This is a genomic window from Flavobacterium anhuiense (assembly GCF_900101855.1).
In the GTDB taxonomy this organism is placed as follows: Bacteria; Bacteroidota; Bacteroidia; order Flavobacteriales; family Flavobacteriaceae; genus Flavobacterium; species Flavobacterium anhuiense.
In genome coordinates, this window is the sequence record NZ_FMVC01000001.1 from 585,965 (window position 1) to 603,724 (window position 17,760).

Sequence of the window (17,760 nt, forward strand, 5' to 3'; positions counted from 1 at the left end):
ATCTCCCATACCTTTACAGAACCATAACATTAGTAGGTTAAGTTTATGGTAGATTTGGGGCAAAAAAGGCGGAACTTCTTTCCGCCTTTTTTATTTTCTCTTTTTTTGAGAATAGATGAAAGAAAATAGAGTAAAGATTATATACGAAATGTATAGATAAAAAAAGACGAGCACCTTTGGCACTCGTCTTTTCTCTATATTCTTTACTCTATTCTCTTATTTTTCTAAAGCAAATCTTCTTGCAACTTCTGTCCAGTTAATTACATTGAAGAAAGCTTCGATATAATCTGGTCTTCTGTTTTGATAGTTTAAGTAGTAAGCGTGCTCCCAAACATCCATCCCTAAGATCGGAGTTCCACCATGACCAGCAACTTCTGGCATTAATGGATTATCTTGATTTGGAGTACCTACAACTTCTAACTTTCCTCCTTTTTGAACTGTTAGCCAAGCCCATCCAGAACCGAATTGCGTAGCACCAGCTTTAGCAAATTTTGCTTTAAATTCTTCGAATGATCCGAAAGAAGACTCGATTGCAGCTAATAAATCACCTGTTGGCAATCCTCCTCCGTTTGGAGACATTACAGTCCAGAATAAATTGTGATTGTAAAAACCTCCACCATTGTTGCGAACTGCTGCGTTAGATTTGTCCAAGTTGATTAAGATATTTTCGATAGTTTTTCCTTCTAAATCTGTTCCAGCAATAGCAGCATTAAGATTTGTAGTATATGCGTTGTGGTGCTTTGTATGATGGATTTCCATTGTACGTGCATCAATATGTGGTTCTAATGCATCGTATGCATAAGGTAATTGTGGTAATTCAAAAGCCATGGTATTATGATTTTTATGGTTTATAATAATTTATTCCAAATTTAGACATTTAACTTTGGAATTGAAAATACTATTTCGTTATAATTAAATTAAATTCACTGATAATTTACATTTTTAGAATATAAACACCTGAAAATCTTTATTTTCCATTAAATGTAGTCATTGTATTTTCTAAACCTGCCGTTCCAAAAGTTCTAATAATTTCTGCCGACGTTTCTAAACGCTCTGGAAGTTTTGCTTCTTCTTCGGCATTCCATTCTCCTAAAACATAATCTACCTGCTGTCCTTTTTTAAATTGGTCGCTGATACCAAATCTATAGCGGGTATAGTTTTGCGTATTAAGAACTAAATTGATGTTCTTAAGTCCGTTGTGGCCGCCATCGCTTCCTTTTGGTTTGATGCGGATTGTTCCAAATGAAAGGTTCAAATCATCTGTAATAACCAGAATGTTCTCTAACGGAATATTTTCCTTATCCATCCAGTATTTTACCGCTTTACCGCTAAGATTCATGTAAGTGTTTGGCTTTAAAAGAAAAAAGGTTCTTCCTTTAAATTTATATTCAGCCAATGCACCCAATTTTACGGTTTCGAATGAAAGCCCTTCTTTTTTAGCGAAAAAATCAAGCACTTTAAATCCGATATTGTGTCTGGTGTTTACGTATTCAGCTCCGATATTTCCTAATCCTACGATTAAATATTTCTTCATATTGTCTTCTTTGTTCTCTTCTTTTGATGTTGATGAAAACATTTTTGTTATCCATTTTATCATGGTTGCAAAAGTAAGATTAATTAGAGAATGCGGCAATTGGATAATTAGATAATTTGAAAATGCGGCAATTAAATAATTTCTTACTGGCCGTGGTTTAACCGCAAAGTCCGCAAGGGTTTACGCAAAGGACACTAAGATTTCTTGTCCTTCTTGTCATCCAAAGCGAAGTCGAAGGACCACAAAAAGAAGGTCGACAACCTAAATTCCATACTTTGAGTTGGCTTCGACTCCGCTCAGCCTGACATGTTCAATATTTGTCAAGCTGAGCGGAGTCGAAGGTTACATAGCAAAAACCTTAGAATCTTAGCATCTTAGAAACTTAGAAGCTAAAAAAAAGCCCCAATCGAAAGATTGAGGCTTTTTGTATAGTTTGAAAAAAATTATTTTTTCTTTCCTTTTGCAGGAGCTTTTGCAGCTTTTGCAGCCTCTTGAGCAGCTTTCATAGCAGCACGAGAGATTCTCACTTGACAAACTACAGTGTTGTCTGGGTGCATAATTTTGTACTCTGGTTTTCCAACTTTAGTAACGTATAATTTGTTACCCATTTCAAGTGGAGTGATGTCAGCTTCAACAAAATCAGGAAGATTTGCTGGTAAAGCTTTAACTTTTAATTTACGTTGGTTTAAACGTAAAACACCTCCCGCAAGAACACCTTTAGATGTACCAACGATTTTCACAGGAACTTCCATTGTGATTTCTTTATCATCAAATAATTGGAAGAAGTCGATGTGTAAAATTTTGTCAGTTACTGGGTGAACTTGGATATCTTGCAAAATTGCATTGAATGATTTTCCTTTTCCAAGTTCGATCACAACTGTGTGAGCGTTTGGAGTGTAAACCAAGTTTTTGAATGCAGTAACGTCTGCAGAGAAGTGTACTGCCTGGTTTCCTCCGTATAAAACGCAAGGTACCTGTCCAGCATTACGTAAGGCTTTAGTTGACACTTTGCCCACGCTTTCTCTTTCTGATCCTTTAATTGTAATCGATTTCATTGTAAAAAAATATAGTTATTAAATAAATATTCTAATTTTTAGTGTAGTGAGATTGCTTCGTTCCTCGCAATGACTACATTATAAATTTTCCACTGATGGAATTGTTGTGGTGAACCATTTGCATTACCTCAGCAAATAGAGGTGCACAGCTTACCACTTTTATTTTCTTTGATTCTCTCTTTAACGGAATTGAATCTGTTACGATTAATTCTGTTAGTTTTGAGTTTTCAATTTTCTCATACGCTCCGCCAGATAAAATAGCATGCGTACAAATTGCTCTTACACTTAGCGCTCCTTTTTCGATCATTAGGTCTGCCGCTTTCGCTAAAGTTCCTCCTGTATCGATCATATCGTCTACTAAGATTACGTTACGTCCTTTTACTTCACCAATAAGCTCCATAGTATCGATAACGTTGGCTGCTTTTCTTTGTTTGTAACAGATTACCACATCTGATTCTAAAAACTTAGAGTAAGCGTATGCTCTTTTTGAACCTCCCATATCCGGAGATGCAATTGTCAGATTTTCTAAATTTAAACTTTCTACGTACGGTAAAAAGATGGTAGAGGCAAATAAATGATCTACCGGTTTTTCAAAGAATCCTTGAATCTGATCTGCGTGCAAATCCATTGTCATGATTCTTGTTGCTCCTGCAGCTGTTAGTAGATTTGCTACTAATTTAGCTCCAATTGGAACTCTTGGTTTGTCTTTTCTGTCTTGTCTTGCCCAACCAAAATAAGGCATAACAGCTGTAATATGTCTTGCTGATGCGCGTTTTGCCGCATCAATCATTAACAACAATTCCATCAGATTATCTGCACTTGGAAAAGTTGAACATACGATAAATACTCGTAAACCTCTGATTGATTCTTCGTAAGACGGTTGAAATTCTCCGTCACTATACGTTGACATCGTTACTTTTCCTAACGGAATCCCGTAATCTTTTGCAATTTTTTCTGCAAGATAAACACTTTGTGAACAAGCAAAAATTTTAGCTTCTGGTTCTAGGTGCGACATTGTAATTTGTTGTTTTATTCCGTTACTTTTCTACAATCCAACTTTATTATTTAAATAAAGCAGAAAGCATATAAATGTCTCGGATGTAGTTAGTTGTGTGTGCTTCGTTTTAACGAGCTGCAAATTTATAAAATTTATTGAACACTGAAAGCAAAAAATTAAGTATTTTTAGTAGTTGGTTTAAAATTATTTTTTACATTTGCACCGTGTTAAAGGAATGGGCGCAGAAATGAACTCATTCTATTGCGTTAAAATAATTGATTTATCATTTATTTTTTCGTCTGCTACGCCCGGATGGCGGAATTGGTAGACGCGCTGGTCTCAAACACCTGTGGGAAACCGTGCCGGTTCGACTCCGGCTCCGGGTACTTAAAAACCTCTTCTTAACGGAAGAGGTTTTTTCATTTATACTGCTTCACAAACTGCATGATGCAAAACAGGAAAATTGCAGGAATTAGCAATAAAACACAACTCATTTGCTTTTTGATGCAATTCTAAGGCCAATTCAATTTTATCCGAACTTGAGATTTTTACTTTTGGATATAATTTTGCTTCAATAAAACGTCCACTCCCGTCCGGATTTACTTCTAATGTTGCTTCTGCGTTGTCTGAATATTCTAAAACTTCTATTCCGTTTTGAGAACAGACGTATAAATAGGACATCATATGGCAGGAAACTAAACTGCTCAACAATAAATCTTCGGGATTGTATAATTCTGGATCACCTTTGAAGGCTTTTGCCGCTGAAACATCTAAAACTGGTTTTCCTTCAATTTTAATTTGATGGGTTTTGCTATAGAATCTTTTAGAAGAATCAACTGCATTTTTTTGTGAAGCCCAATTTACTTCTGCTTTGAATATATGTTTGAAGGTCATAAATAATTATTATTTTTTGCCACGACCCGAACAATAGTGAACAGGCGAAGCAATTCACGAATTTACGCAAATTGAATCGCTTTAAAACGCTGCTTTTTTAATTTCACTAATTAAAATCAATACTAATTACTAAGAAATTCGTGAATTGCTTCGCCTGTTCAATATCATTCGGGTCGTGGTAGAAAAACTTAAATAAAAAAACCTCGAAAGCATTTCCTTTCGAGGTCTTTAGAAAATTAATTAACAAATTCTAAAAATTATTTTTTAACTGAAAACTTAAAGGTTGTTTTCGTTTTATAATTTTCTCCTGGGTTTAGAACCGTTGTTGGGAAGTTTTTTTGGTTTGGAGAATCTGGATAATGTTCTGTTTCTAAACATAATCCTGTTCTGTGTGCAAAAGTTCCTCCGTTGGGCATTGGCAATGTTCCATCAAGGAAATTTCCAGAGTAAAACTGAATTCCAGGTTCGTCTGTTGTCATTTCCATAACTCTTCCGCTTGCTGCGTGATATACTTTTGCAATGATTGTTTTCCCTTTTTCAGGATTGTTCAATACCCAGCAATGGTCGTAACCTTTTCCTTTTTCTAACTGATCATTTTTAGCATTGATGTCTTTTCCAATTAATTTTGGAGTTCTGAAATCGAAAGGAGTACCTGCAACATCATCTAATTTTCCTGTAGGAATTAAATCAGCATCAACTGGAACTAATTTATCAGCATTTAAAGTCAATTCATGATCTAAGATGGTTTTGGTGAAATCTCCAGATAAATTGAAATAAGAATGCTGTGTTAAGTTTACAACTGTTTTCTTATCAGTTGTTGCTTCGTATAAAACTTCCAACTGATTATCTTTTGTCAATGTGTAAGTCACAAAAACTTTCAAAGTTCCCGGATAACCTTCTTCCATATCTTTACTTACATAAGATAATTTTAAAGAAGCTGTTTCGCCAGATTTAACCTCATCTGCTTTCCAAACTACATTGAAGAATCCTTGCGGGCCACCGTGCAAAGCATTTGGCGCATTGTTAATTGCTAACTGATATTCTTTGCCATCTAACGTAAACTTTCCTTTAGCAATTCGGTTTCCGAATCTTCCGATCAAAGCTCCAAAAAATGGATTTTCTTTTTCATATTGCGCCAAAGAATTAAATCCGATAACCACATTTTCTGAAACGCCAGCTTTATTGGGCACTTTCAAATCGGTAATTCTTCCTCCAAAAGTGATGATATCAACCTCCATCCCATTTTGGTTTTTCAGTTTATAGCTCTCCACTTTTTCGCCTTTAGCTGTTGTTCCGTATTCTGATTTTTCGATTGTAACTTCTGCTTTTTTATCTGAAGAAACTGTAGTGTTATCCATTTTTTTATCGCTTTTGCATTGAACTGTAACTATAGCAATACTTAACATGCTTAGTATGAAAAGGGAACGTTTTAATACATTCATAAATGATAGTTTTTTAAGTTAGTAAAGTCTCAAAGTCGAAAGTCTTAAAGTCAATTCCTCAAAGTAACTAAATCTTTAAGACTTTATGACATTAGACTTTTGACTAATTTAAAGTCCGTGCTGAAACAAATGATAGTATGCTTCGTTGGCATTGATTTTATCTTTAAACTCTCTTATCGTAGTTTTTTCATCAATAACCAACAATTCGATTCCGGCAATATCGGCAAAATCTTCCATATATTCTGTTGTTAAAGACTGGCTGTAAACCGTGTGGTGTGCTCCACCAGCCAAAATCCAAGCTGTTGCTGCAACTTCAAGATTTGGTTTGCAATCCCAAAGAACGCGTGCAACTGGAAGTTTTGGTAATTCTGCCATTGGTTTTACTGCTTCAACTTCGTTTACAATTAAACGGAAACGAGTTCCCATATCAACCAAAGAAACATTGATGGCATCACCAGCAGGTGAATTGAACACCAAGCGAGCTGGATCTTCTTTTCCGCCAATTCCTAATGGATGCACTTCGCAAGAAGGTTTTCCGTCAGCAATAGATGGACAGATTTCTAACATGTGCGATCCTAAAACGTATGATTTTTGTGGTGTAAAATGATACGTATAATCTTCCATGAAAGAAGTTCCGCCTTCTAAACCAACACACATTACTTTTAAAGCTCTAACCATTGCAGCTGTTTTCCAGTCTCCTTCTCCACCAAAACCATAACCATCGGCCATTAATCTTTGTGTTGCGATTCCTGGCAATTGTTTCCAAACTCCAAGGTTTTCAAATGTATCTGTAAAAGCGCCAAATCCTCCTTCTTCAAGGAAAGCTCTTAATCCTAATTCGATTTTTGCTGCTTCAACTAATGAACTTCTTTGTGCTCCACCTTCTTTTAAAGAATCGGTTAAGTTATAAGAAGATTCATAAACCCCTAATAAATCGTTTAATTCTTTTTCTGTTACTTTCTCGATATGTTTCGTAACGTCTGAAGAATCGTATCCGTTTACCGAAACGCCAAAACGAATTTGTGCCTCAACTTTATCACCTTCTGTAACGGCAACTTCACGCATATTGTCTCCAATTCGGGCAACTTTTAGATTTTGAAGTTCATCCCACCCTAAAGCAACTCTTGACCAAATGCCTAATTTTTTCTGAACTCTCTCGTCTTCCCAGTGTCCAACCACAACTTTACGTTTTTTACGTAAACGAGACATAATGAAACCGAATTCACGATCTCCGTGAGCCGATTGGTTCAAGTTCATGAAATCCATGTCAATGCTTCCCCACGGAATTTCGGCATTGTATTGCGTGTGTAAATGGCATAATGGTTTTTTAAGGATATTTAATCCGCCAATCCACATTTTTGCCGGTGAGAAAGTGTGCATCCAAGCAATAATTCCGATACAGTTTTTAGCTGAATTTGCAGCCAAACAAACATCTAAAATTTGTGAAGGAGATTTCACCACATCTTTATAAACCACTTTTACTGGAATACTAGGCGATGCATCTAACCCTTTTGCAATAATTTGCGAATGTTCTGCTACTTTTCTAAGCGTTTCTTCACCGTATAATTCTTGGCTGCCTACTACAAACCATACTTCTTTTTGAGATATATCAATCATTTTGTTTAATCGTTTATTTGTTTAACCGTCAAATCGTTTTTCTTTATCTAAAAATTCACGATTAACGAAAGTCTTTTCTCTATGTTCTTTATTCTATTTTCTTTAATCTAAAATCTGCACTCTAAAATCTGCACTCTAAAATCTAAAATCACTATTGCCCGTAATACGAATCTTTTCCGTGTTTACGATTGTAATGTTTCTTTATTAATGAATCTTTTAATCTTGGTGCATTTGGATTTATTTGTAAAGTCAGGTAGGCCATTTCTGCCACGACTTCTAAAACCTTACTATTGTAAACTGCTTTTGCTGCGTTTTTTCCCCAGGCAAACGGACCGTGATTTCCAATAAGGATCATTTCTACTTCTTCGTATGAAAGATTTTTTTCTTTGAAACAATCCAAAATCTGAATTCCGGTATTGTGCTCGTAATTTCCTTCAATTAAATGATCTGCCATCGGGGGCGCACACGGAATATCTGCCGTTAAATGGTCTGCATGGGTGGTTCCGAAAATCGGAATATCCAATTGAGATTGCGCCCAAGCCACAGAATAAGTTGCGTGAGTATGCGCAACGCCTCCAATATTTGGCCAATGTTTGTATAAATAGGCGTGCGTTTTGGTATCTGACGACGGACGCAGATTTCCTTCTATAACATTATTGTCAAAATCGACAATTACGATATCTTCCGGTTTTAAATCTTCGTAAGGGACACCGCTTGGTTTTATAGCAAAAACACCATTTTTTCGGTCAACGGCACTTACGTTTCCAAAAGTGTATACCACCAAATTCAATGCATTTAGTTGCATGTTGGCTTCATAACACTCTTGTTTTAAATCTTTATAAAGAGAGCTCATGTTGCGATATTTTAAGGTTTGGATCTGCAAAAGCACTTAGTTTTTCGTACCCTAAAAGCAGTTTGTGATAGGCTTCAACTTTGTCTGTCTGAGGGAAATATTCTCCATCAAAATCACTTCCGATTTTTTGGCTTGCTTCGATTACGTTTGGATAAATTCCGGCTGCAACGGCTGCGTAAATTGCCGCACCTAAAGCTGGAGTTTGGTCTGAAGCCGCAATTTTAATTGGCTTGTTTAAAACATTTGCCAAAGTCTGCATAATGAAAGGCGATTTACGAGCAACACCGCCAATTCCGATAACGCTGTCGATTTTTACGCCTTCTTCTTCAAAACGATCTACAATTTTCTTTGCTCCAAAACAGATTGCGTTTACTAAAGCTTTGAAAATATGTGGTGCTTTTGTTCCTAAAGAAAGGTTAGAGATAGCACTTTTTACTTCTTGGTTCGCATCTGGAGTTCGTCGCCCGTTGATCCAGTCTAATGCAATTGGAAGACTTTCTGAAACTGGGATTTTCTCTGCTTCTTTTGTTAATTCCACAATTAATTTATCGCTGAATTCTTCTCTTAATTGTTCTTTTTGCGCATCATTTAAAGTTGATGAAGAAGCTAATAAATGTTCTGTCGGCCACATTAATAATTCTTTGTACCAAGCTAATAAATCACCAAAAGCAGATTGTCCCGCTTCTAAACCGATAAATCCTGGAATAACAGAACCATCAACTTGTCCGCAGATTCCGCGAACGGTTTTTGTTCCCACTTCATCATAAGAACCCACTAGGATATCACAAGTTGAAGTTCCCATAACACGAACTAAAGTATTTTCTTCAATTTTAGCTCCAACTGCACCTGAATGCGCGTCGAAAGTTCCAACGGCTACAACTGTTTCTGTTGAAAGTCCTAAACGATCTGCCCATTCTTGGCTTAATTTTCCAGCAACTAAATCTGATGTATAGGTTTCATCGTATAAGTTGCCGCGAAGCTCTGCTAAGTATGGATGTAATTTTTCTAAGAATTCAACTGGCGGTAATCCGTTCCAGTCTGTGTGCCACATGGCTTTATGACCTGCTGCACAACGGCTTCTTTTGAAAGTTTTTAAATCTTTATCTTCAATTAACAAGTACGTCATTAAATCGCAGTGCTCCATCCAAGTATGTGCAGCATTTTTAACCGCTTCATCTTGTCTTGCAATGTGAAGGATTTTTGCCCAAAACCATTCAGAAGAATAAATTCCGCCCACATATTTCGTAACGTCTTCTCCTCCCCAACTTACTGCCAGTTCGTTGACTTCGTTTGCTTCGTTTATTGCTGTATGATCTTTCCACAACACCATCATTGCATTTGGATTTTCCTCAAAACCTTTTGTCAGAGCTAATGGTGTTCCGTCTTTTGTAACCGGAACAGGAGAAGATCCTGTTGTATCAATACAGATTCCACGAACCAATGACGGATCGACTTTACTTTCTTTGACAACATTCTGTATCGTAATTTCCAATCCTTCGATATGATCTAAAGGATGCTGGCGAAACTGATTTATAGAGGCGTCACAATATTGTTTGTTTTTCCATCTTTTGTAATGAGAAACATTCGATGCCAGCTCCTGTCCATTCTCAGTATCAATCAGCACCGCGCGAACAGAATCTGTTCCGTAGTCCAATCCTATTACATAATTTTTCATTCGTATTTTATTTTTAAAATATTGACAAATATAGACATAAATATTTTATAAGTGTACAAAAAACACTTAATTGAAAATGCATAATTAATTTTTGCTATAAATGCATTAAAACAGCATTTTAGCACTAAATCAAAAAATAAATGTCAATGACACATTTATAATATTGCGATTATTTCATCCTAAAACAAAAGTCAATTGTTTTAAAAATTGCATTTTGTTTGCTTAAGCTGTAAAATCTGTTCTTTTTTCCGAACAGATTTTAAGATTTTCATCAATTACTTTCCTTCTAAAACCAACACAGAATAAGGAGGCAATGTTATTTCAAGTTTCCCTTTTTTATTTTCAAAACCTTTAAAAGCAACTGGGACAATTTTATTTGGATTTTCGAAAGAATTATAATCCTGAAGTTTTGAAGCAGTGATTACACTTCCTGAAAAACCTTTTACACCAAGATCTTTTACATCAATTTCTATTTTGTTCTTATTTACTGGGTCAATATTTACCAGCGAAATATGAACAGAACCGTTCTGATCTTTTGAAGCTGAAGCCGAAACTGCTGGGATACTTTGTCCCTCAAAAACATAAGAAGGCGATTTAAAATCTATTGGCAATAATTTAGCATCCTGATGCACAGTGTACATTTTCATGACATGATAGGTTGGCGTCGTGATCATTTTTGCTTTGTCTGTTAAGATTACAGCTTGAAGCACATTAACACATTGGGCTAAGTTTGCCATACGAACACGATCTGCATGATTATTGAAAATATTTAAAGTCGCCCCAGCCAAAACTGCATCTCTCATCGTATTCTGCTGATATAAAAATCCTGGGTTTGTTCCTTTTTGAACATCATACCAGCCGCCCCACTCGTCAACAATCATGGCTACTTTTTTTTCTGGATCATATTTATCCATAACGGCAGCATGTTTTGTCACTAATTCTTCCATTTTCAAGGCAGACTGCATCGTTAAAAAATATTCTTTTTCGGTAAAATCAACATCCGAACCTTTTTTCTCCCAATTGATTACTGCATAATGGTGAACACCAACACCGCCAAGCATATTTAAAGGAATGTTTTTCATTAAAACTTCTGTCCAATTATAATCGGAACTGTTGGCTCCAGACGCAATTCTTGTAATTCCGCCTGTATTTCCCCAATCAGACATAAAAGTGGCAAACTTTTTATATTCGTTTGCATAATAATCTGCAGTCATATTTCCTCCGCATCCCCAAGCTTCATTTCCTATTCCCCAGTATTTTACTTTCCAAGGCTCGGTTCTTCCATTTTTCTTGCGAAGGTCACTCATAGGGCTTTTGCCTCCAAAATTGGTGTACTGCACCCAGTCAGCCAATTCCTGAACTGTTCCGCTTCCAACATTTCCAGATAAATACGGTTCTGCTCCAAGCAATTCGCACATATTTAAAAAATCGTGTGTCCCGAAACTATTGTCTTCCGTAACACCTCCCCACCATTGGTTTACAATCGTTGGGCGCTGTTCTTTCGGACCTATTCCATCTTTCCAGTGGTATGTATCGGCAAAACATCCGCCTGGCCATCTTAAATTTGGAATTTTTAAATCTTTTAGTGCTTTTACAATATCATTTCTGACTCCATTGGTATTTGGAATTTTAGACGTATCTCCAACAAAAAATCCTCCGTAAATACAATGTCCCAAATGTTCTGCGAAGTGACCATATATATTTCTATTTATAGTTGGCGCCGAAGCATCATTTTTTACTGAAATAATTACGGACTCTTTCTGTGCAGATATGTTTTGAACGCAAAGCGCAGTAAACAATATCAGTGATAGCTTTTTCATGGTTTTTTAGTTTTTTGGTTTTAGAAATAAGACATAGCTTATTTTTCAATGCTTTTGGTTTTTTAAATTATAAGTGTTTGTTTAACATTTGTAAATTTAAATAAAAAAAAGCCACATAAAAAAATAAAAACATCAAAACAACTGGTTGCAAAAAATGGATTTCGCAATTAGATCTTAAAAACCAACATAAATACAGAGTTCTTTAGATTATGAAAATGTAAAAACCAAAAAAAATCGACAAAAAACCTTTTGACAGTGGTATTTGTAACAAAATTTAAAAAATTTTGAATCTTGAACGCGAAATAATAATCCTTAGATCAATTCTCTTTTAAAAATGTTTCTACCTTTGACTTGTCATTTTGATATAAAACTGAGGACGAAATATAAAAGAACTGCCTTTCATCATGATCTTATTAAAATTGATTGTCAGAAATTCTTTTTTTGCAACCTTAGTATTAAGTGTAAAATTGACATTAATAATTTATGATACGTTTTAAGAAGTTTATATATTTACCTATCCAAATTAATTATATATGCTAAACAGTTATAGTTCTGCTGATAAAGTTTTACTGGCGGTGGACTGCATCATTTTCGGATTTGACAATGAGGGTCTGAAAATCCTTTTGATTCAAAGAGATTTTGAGCCTGAAAAAGGAAAATGGTCCTTGATTGGAGGATTTCTAAAGCGTGATGAAGTTTTAGATGCTGCTGCAACCCGAATTTTAAATACCTATACTGGTCTCAACGATATTTATATGGAGCAGCTGTATGCTTACAGCGAAATTGATCGTGACCCGGTAGAAAGAACCATTTCGGTTTCTTATTTTGCTTTGATTAATATCGAAAACCATAATGCAGAACTAATTAAAAATTATCACGCAGAATGGTTTCCTATTAATGATGCGCCAAACTTAATTTTTGACCATAACGAAATGGTCGAAAATGCCATTAAGAGACTACGCTACAAAACTTCGATCAAACCAATTGGTTTCGAATTGCTTCCTGAGAAATTTACCATGCGTCAGCTTTTAGAATTGTATGAAGCTATTTTGAGCAAAGAACTCGACAAAAGAAATTTCATCAGTAAAATTAATTCTCTTGAAATTCTAAATAAATTAGACGAAAAAGACATGCAGTCTTCTCGAAAAGGTTCTTATCTGTACACTTTTAACAAAGAGAAATACGAAGAAAAACTACTAAATAATTTTGTGCTCAATTTATAATTGGCATTTCCTATAAAGAATTCCTGAGTATAAGAGCAGATTTGTTTTCGATCTGCTCTTTTATTCCCTGCAAAACCATATCGGCCAGAATTTTTCCCATTAATTCAAAATTGGTCGAAATTGTCGTAATTCCGTTTGCTGCAATTTTTTTCAATGGCGTTTCGTTGTACGATATAATTCCGAAGTCCTCTCCTAATTTCAAGTTTCTGCTCATTGCATTTTCTATCACCAAAAGCAAATCACGGTCATGCGGAATAATATATAAATCTCCCAAAGCAATAGACTGATCACTGAAATCTGAAATAATTTCATAATCAAAACTGTAGGCTTGGCAAAAAGATTCAAAACCCAGTTTCATTCCTGGAGGCTCTCTAAATCCAGGGAAAATTAAAATCAGTTTCTTATATTTTGACAATCGAGATTTACCTTTCATTAACCCTTCGTAAATATCTTTTTGGTGGTTCTGATAAATCGCCGGGAACATTTTTAACTCTGGATTGGTCTGATCCAATATAATTACATCGTTTACTGGTAGGGTTTTTATCGAGTCGACAATATCGGTTAGGTTGGTCGGCATGATAATATATTTTGTATAATTTCCATTACTGTCATTTATGAGTTTTTTGAAAACCTGAACATTAAAATGATGAAAGAAAATATCAACCTGCACATTTTTTCCAATGTTTTTTAAAAACGAATTATAAATATCTTCTTTAAAAATATTCAATTCATCAAAAAGCAAGAAAATCTTCTGAGTTATAGTGATTTCAACACTTTTAACATAATATCCTTTGCCTGGAATGGCATAAATAATTCCTCTTTTCTTTAATTCGTCATACGCCAATAAGACCGTGTCTCGAGACAAGGAAAAAGCCAAACAGACTTTATTGACAGATGGAAGCCTATCTCCTTTAATTAAATTCCCTTCTTCAATTGCTTTTTCGATTGAAAGAATTATCTGCCTATATTTTGGCAGACCAATATTATTTTGAATTGAAATCATGCTCTACGATAAAGTCGTTTTGACTATTTATAATTAAAAACTGGTAGGTACTGGTATGCAAATATAGAAAATGTTTCTACTTTTGGATTTCATTTTTGCTAAAAATTATATGAAAATAAAACACATATCGCATTTAAAAGAGATTCATAATTGCAAATTGTTTGGTTTAATGCCCAATCAGGAAGAAATTTATTCTTTTGATTTGGTTAACAAAAATGGAATGAAAGTTCAAATTATCAATTATGGCGCAACGGTTACTTCCATCCAGATTCCGATCAATGAAAAACTTACAGATATTGTTTTAGGCTTTGATAATTTAGAAGCATATTTAGAATCTTACAATTTGCCAAGCGCACCGTATTTTGGAACAACGGTTGGCCGTTATGCTGGACGAATTCACAATGCTACTTTTAGCCTTAACGATAAAAAATTTCAACTCGGCAGTAACAATAACGGCAATTCACTGCATGGCGGAGAAATGGGGTTTGGGAGAAAAGTCTGGAATGTAACTGATGCAAAAACTGGTGAAAATCCTTCCATTATTTTTGGACTATTGAGCGAGCATTTAGATGAAAATTTTCCTGGCGAAATGACTGTTTATTTAACGTATACTCTGACAGAAGAAAACGAATTAAAACTAGAATATAAAGCAACCTCAACCGAGGATACCATTATCAATTTGACACATCACAGTTATTTTAACCTTGACGGTCACGACGGAAATGTTCTAGAACAGCAAATGTTTATCAAATCGGCCAAAATGCTGGAAACAAATCCAGATAATATTCCAACCGGAAATTATACTGATTTAACAAATCATGATTTTGATTTTAGAACTCCAAAACAATGCCCGTTTCCAATTGACAATTCTTTTGTGGTAAATTCTAAAACTGAAATTGTAGCGCAATTAATCAGTTTAAAAAATAAATTGAGAATGAACGTTTACACCGATCAGCCAAGTGTACATATATATGTAGGCGGAAATTGTTTCGGAAAACTGAAAGGAAAAGAAAATGTTGATTACAATGCTCAAAGCGGAATCTGTTTTGAAACGCAGAATTTTCCAGATGCGCCAAATCATCCTCATTTCCCAAATGCTGTTCTTAAAAAAGGAGAACAATATTCTCAAAAGACACTTTACAAATTTGAAACCTTAAACTAACTATTTACACAATACACCAATTACACAACAATAATGAATGATATTTTAATACAAAATACTGTTGCTTTTTTTGAGAAATCTTTCGGTTCTTCTCCACAGAAAACGGTGCTTTCTCCAGGAAGAATCAACATCATTGGAGAGCATATTGATTACAATGACGGTTATGTTTTACCTGCTGCAATTGATAAAGTAATTTGCTTTGCTTTTGCAAAAAACAACACAAAAACATCTAAAGTAATTGCTATTGATTTAAACGAAGAATTTGAAATCGATTTGACTCAGGAAGTAAAACTGAGCGATGTCGTTTGGACCAATTACATTCGTGGCGTTATCAAACAATTGCAAGATAACGGATTTTCTTTTGAAGGTTTCAATTGTGTTTTCAGCAGTAATATTCCGGTTGGTTCTGGATTATCTTCTTCGGCAGCTTTAGAATGTGGAATGATTTTCGGAATCAAATCTCTTTTCGATTTAAAAATTGAAAAAAAAGACATTTCACTATTAGGACAGAAAGCAGAACATTGGGTTGGAATCAACTGCGGAATTATGGATCAGTTTTCGAGCGTTCATGGTCTTGAAAATAAAGTAATCCAGTTAGACTGCAACACTTTAGACTTTGAATATCATAATGCCGACTTTAAAGACTATTCTTTGATTTTATTTGATTCTAATGTTAAACATTCGCTCTTTACATCAGAATATAATACCAGAAGAATTGAATGTGAAGAAGGTTTATCGATCATAAAAAGTCATTTTCCAGAAGTAAAAACTTTTAGAAATGCTACAGAAGAACAGGTTTTGAGCCTTAAAGATAAAATGACTGAAAAAGTTTTTGCTAGAGTTCATTTTGTAGTAAAAGAAATCAATCGCGTTATCAAAGCTTGCAAAGCTTTAGACCAAGGAAATATTGAACTTTTAGGAGAATTGCTTTTTGAAACACATTACGGATTGTCGCAAGAATATGAAGTAAGCTGCGAAGAATTAGATATGCTTGTTGATACAGCAAAAGAAGATGATGCCATTATTGGTTCCCGACTTATGGGAGGCGGTTTTGGCGGCTGCACTATCAATTTAGTTAAAAAAGGACATGAAAATGAGGTTAAGCGTAAGTTTTCAAAGCTTTATTTAGATACATTTGGAATTGAATTAAAATTCTATGATGTAAAAATATCAAACGGAACAACGCTACTTTAAAACCACACACACTACAATGAAAAATTTTGACATTAACGAAGATCCGCACAGACGCTTCAATCCATTAATTAACGAATGGGTATTAGTATCGCCACATCGTGCAAAACGCCCTTGGCAAGGGCAAAATGAAACCATTTCTACAGAAGAACTTCCTAAATATGACCCAACTTGCTATTTGTGTCCAGGAAATGTTCGTGCTAATGGAATGAATAATCCGCAATACGAAAACAGTTTTGTTTTTGAAAATGATTTTGCCGCTATGAAACAGGACGAAATCATTTTTGAAGATGATATTAAACATACTTTTTTTAAGGCAAAGCCAGAACAGGGTATTTCTAGAGTAGTTTGCTTTTCTCCAAGACATGACCTGACTCTTCCAGAAATGGAAATTGCCGATATTGAAAACATCATCAAAACTTGGCAGAAAGAATATACCGATTTAGGAAACATTAAATATATCAACCACGTTCAGATTTTTGAAAACAAAGGAAGTGTTATGGGCTGCAGCAATCCGCATCCGCACGGACAAATTTGGGCTCAATCTTCTCTTCCTACTCAAGTTGAAAAAACACAAAACAGCTTAAAATCATATTACGATAAAAACGAGAGAACTTTATTGGAGGATTATGTTAAAGCTGAATTGAAAGCTGGCGAAAGAATCGTAATCGAAAATGATCATTTTGTTGCGCTAGTTCCTTTTTGGGCAATCTGGCCTTACGAAACAATGATTGTAAGTAAAAGAGCCGTAAACAAAATCACCAATTTTACTGCTGAAGAAAGCACCGCTTTCGCGAAAATCTTAAAACAGTTAACTACGAAGTACGACAATTTATTTAATACTTCTTTTCCATATTCATCAGGAATTCACCAATCGCCAACAGACGGTTTACTGCATCCAGAATGGCATTTCCACATGCATTTTTATCCGCCGTTATTAAGATCTGCAACCGTAAAAAAGTTTATGGTTGGATACGAAATGCTAGGGGAATCGCAAAGAGACATTACACCAGAAAAAAGTGCTGAAATTTTGAGACAACTTTCGGATGTACATTACAAAAGCACTGTAAAAGTATAATAGCCTTCTCGTTGTAGTAAAGCCAAAAATAAAAATTTAACATAATAATTATCAAATAAATGTAAAAAACACATTTACTAATGACTGATTTCTAAATTTTTATTTTACATTTGGCTTCTGCTTTTATTTTCGCAAAAAAATAACAGAAATAAAACACATCTTGCATTTTTAACAAGATTTAACAACATAAAAACAAATTTAAAACCACATAAACAA

Annotated in this window: 15 protein-coding genes and 1 tRNA gene; 5 read left to right on the forward strand and 11 right to left on the reverse strand. The window is 34.9% G+C overall.

Features of this window, described 5'->3' with window-relative positions:
• Positions 1-216: 216 nt before the first annotated feature.
• From BLP44_RS02480 to BLP44_RS02495, 4 genes are all read right to left on the reverse strand, one after another.
• A complete protein-coding gene (locus BLP44_RS02480) occupies positions 217-828 on the reverse strand; it encodes a superoxide dismutase (protein WP_008465979.1) in 612 nt (203 codons plus the stop codon).
• Positions 829-967: 139 nt separating this feature from the next.
• Positions 968-1,597 (reverse strand): aminoacyl-tRNA hydrolase, encoded by a 630-nt coding sequence (gene pth / locus BLP44_RS02485; RefSeq protein ID WP_091128928.1) that lies wholly within the window; start codon positions 1,595-1,597, stop codon positions 968-970.
• 380 nt (positions 1,598-1,977) lie between these two features.
• Positions 1,978-2,589, reverse strand: coding sequence for a 50S ribosomal protein L25/general stress protein Ctc (locus BLP44_RS02490; RefSeq protein WP_008465977.1), 612 nt, complete (start codon positions 2,587-2,589; stop codon positions 1,978-1,980).
• A 73-nt stretch (positions 2,590-2,662) separates the two neighbouring features.
• Positions 2,663-3,604 (reverse strand): ribose-phosphate pyrophosphokinase, encoded by a 942-nt coding sequence (locus BLP44_RS02495; RefSeq protein WP_008465976.1) that lies wholly within the window; start codon positions 3,602-3,604, stop codon positions 2,663-2,665.
• 288 nt (positions 3,605-3,892) lie between these two features.
• Here BLP44_RS02495 and BLP44_RS02500 point away from each other — a divergent pair.
• Positions 3,893-3,972 (forward strand) — tRNA-Leu (locus BLP44_RS02500).
• 37 nt (positions 3,973-4,009) lie between these two features.
• On the opposite strand, the gene BLP44_RS02505 is transcribed toward BLP44_RS02500, so the two are convergent.
• From BLP44_RS02505 to BLP44_RS02530, 6 genes are all read right to left on the reverse strand, one after another.
• The gene (locus BLP44_RS02505; protein ID WP_091128931.1) at positions 4,010-4,480 is read right to left on the reverse strand and encodes an OsmC family protein; all 471 of its coding nucleotides are present in this window, start codon (positions 4,478-4,480) and stop codon (positions 4,010-4,012) included.
• 257 nt (positions 4,481-4,737) lie between these two features.
• Positions 4,738-5,922: an aldose epimerase family protein gene (locus tag BLP44_RS02510; RefSeq protein ID WP_091128935.1), complete on the reverse strand. Its 1,185-nt coding sequence runs from the start codon at positions 5,920-5,922 to the stop codon at positions 4,738-4,740.
• A 108-nt stretch (positions 5,923-6,030) separates the two neighbouring features.
• Positions 6,031-7,539 carry an L-arabinose isomerase gene (gene araA / locus BLP44_RS02515; protein ID WP_091128938.1) on the reverse strand — a complete coding sequence of 503 codons (1,509 nt, stop codon included), beginning with the start codon at positions 7,537-7,539 and terminating at the stop codon, positions 6,031-6,033.
• Positions 7,540-7,690: 151 nt separating this feature from the next.
• Entirely contained in the window at positions 7,691-8,392 is a 702-nt protein-coding gene (locus tag BLP44_RS02520; protein ID WP_091128941.1) for an L-ribulose-5-phosphate 4-epimerase, read from the reverse strand.
• Complete coding sequence (locus tag BLP44_RS02525) at positions 8,376-10,067, reverse strand: ribulokinase (RefSeq protein ID WP_091128944.1); 1,692 nt, start codon at positions 10,065-10,067, stop codon at positions 8,376-8,378. Before BLP44_RS02525 ends, BLP44_RS02520 begins: the two co-directional genes overlap by 17 nt.
• Positions 10,068-10,342: 275 nt before the next feature.
• A complete protein-coding gene (locus BLP44_RS02530; RefSeq protein WP_091128949.1) occupies positions 10,343-11,887 on the reverse strand; it encodes an alpha-N-arabinofuranosidase in 1,545 nt (514 codons plus the stop codon).
• Positions 11,888-12,420: 533 nt separating this feature from the next.
• Here BLP44_RS02530 and BLP44_RS02535 point away from each other — a divergent pair.
• Positions 12,421-13,110, forward strand: a complete 690-nt coding sequence (locus BLP44_RS02535) for an NUDIX hydrolase (protein WP_091128953.1) — start codon at positions 12,421-12,423, stop codon at positions 13,108-13,110.
• 10 nt (positions 13,111-13,120) lie between these two features.
• On the opposite strand, the gene BLP44_RS02540 is transcribed toward BLP44_RS02535, so the two are convergent.
• Entirely contained in the window at positions 13,121-14,113 is a 993-nt protein-coding gene (locus BLP44_RS02540; protein WP_008465935.1) for a GntR family transcriptional regulator, read from the reverse strand.
• A 109-nt stretch (positions 14,114-14,222) separates the two neighbouring features.
• On the opposite strand from BLP44_RS02540, the gene BLP44_RS02545 reads away from it, so the two are divergent.
• From BLP44_RS02545 to BLP44_RS02555, 3 genes are read left to right on the forward strand one after another with little or no spacing between them, the layout of a single operon-like run.
• Positions 14,223-15,275, forward strand: a complete 1,053-nt coding sequence (locus BLP44_RS02545; RefSeq protein WP_091128956.1) for an aldose epimerase family protein — start codon at positions 14,223-14,225, stop codon at positions 15,273-15,275.
• Positions 15,276-15,308: 33 nt separating this feature from the next.
• Entirely contained in the window at positions 15,309-16,469 is a 1,161-nt protein-coding gene (galK, locus tag BLP44_RS02550; RefSeq protein WP_091128961.1) for a galactokinase, read from the forward strand.
• A 16-nt stretch (positions 16,470-16,485) separates the two neighbouring features.
• Positions 16,486-17,544, forward strand: a complete 1,059-nt coding sequence (locus tag BLP44_RS02555) for a UDP-glucose--hexose-1-phosphate uridylyltransferase (protein WP_091128965.1) — start codon at positions 16,486-16,488, stop codon at positions 17,542-17,544.
• Positions 17,545-17,760: the final 216 nt, after the last annotated feature.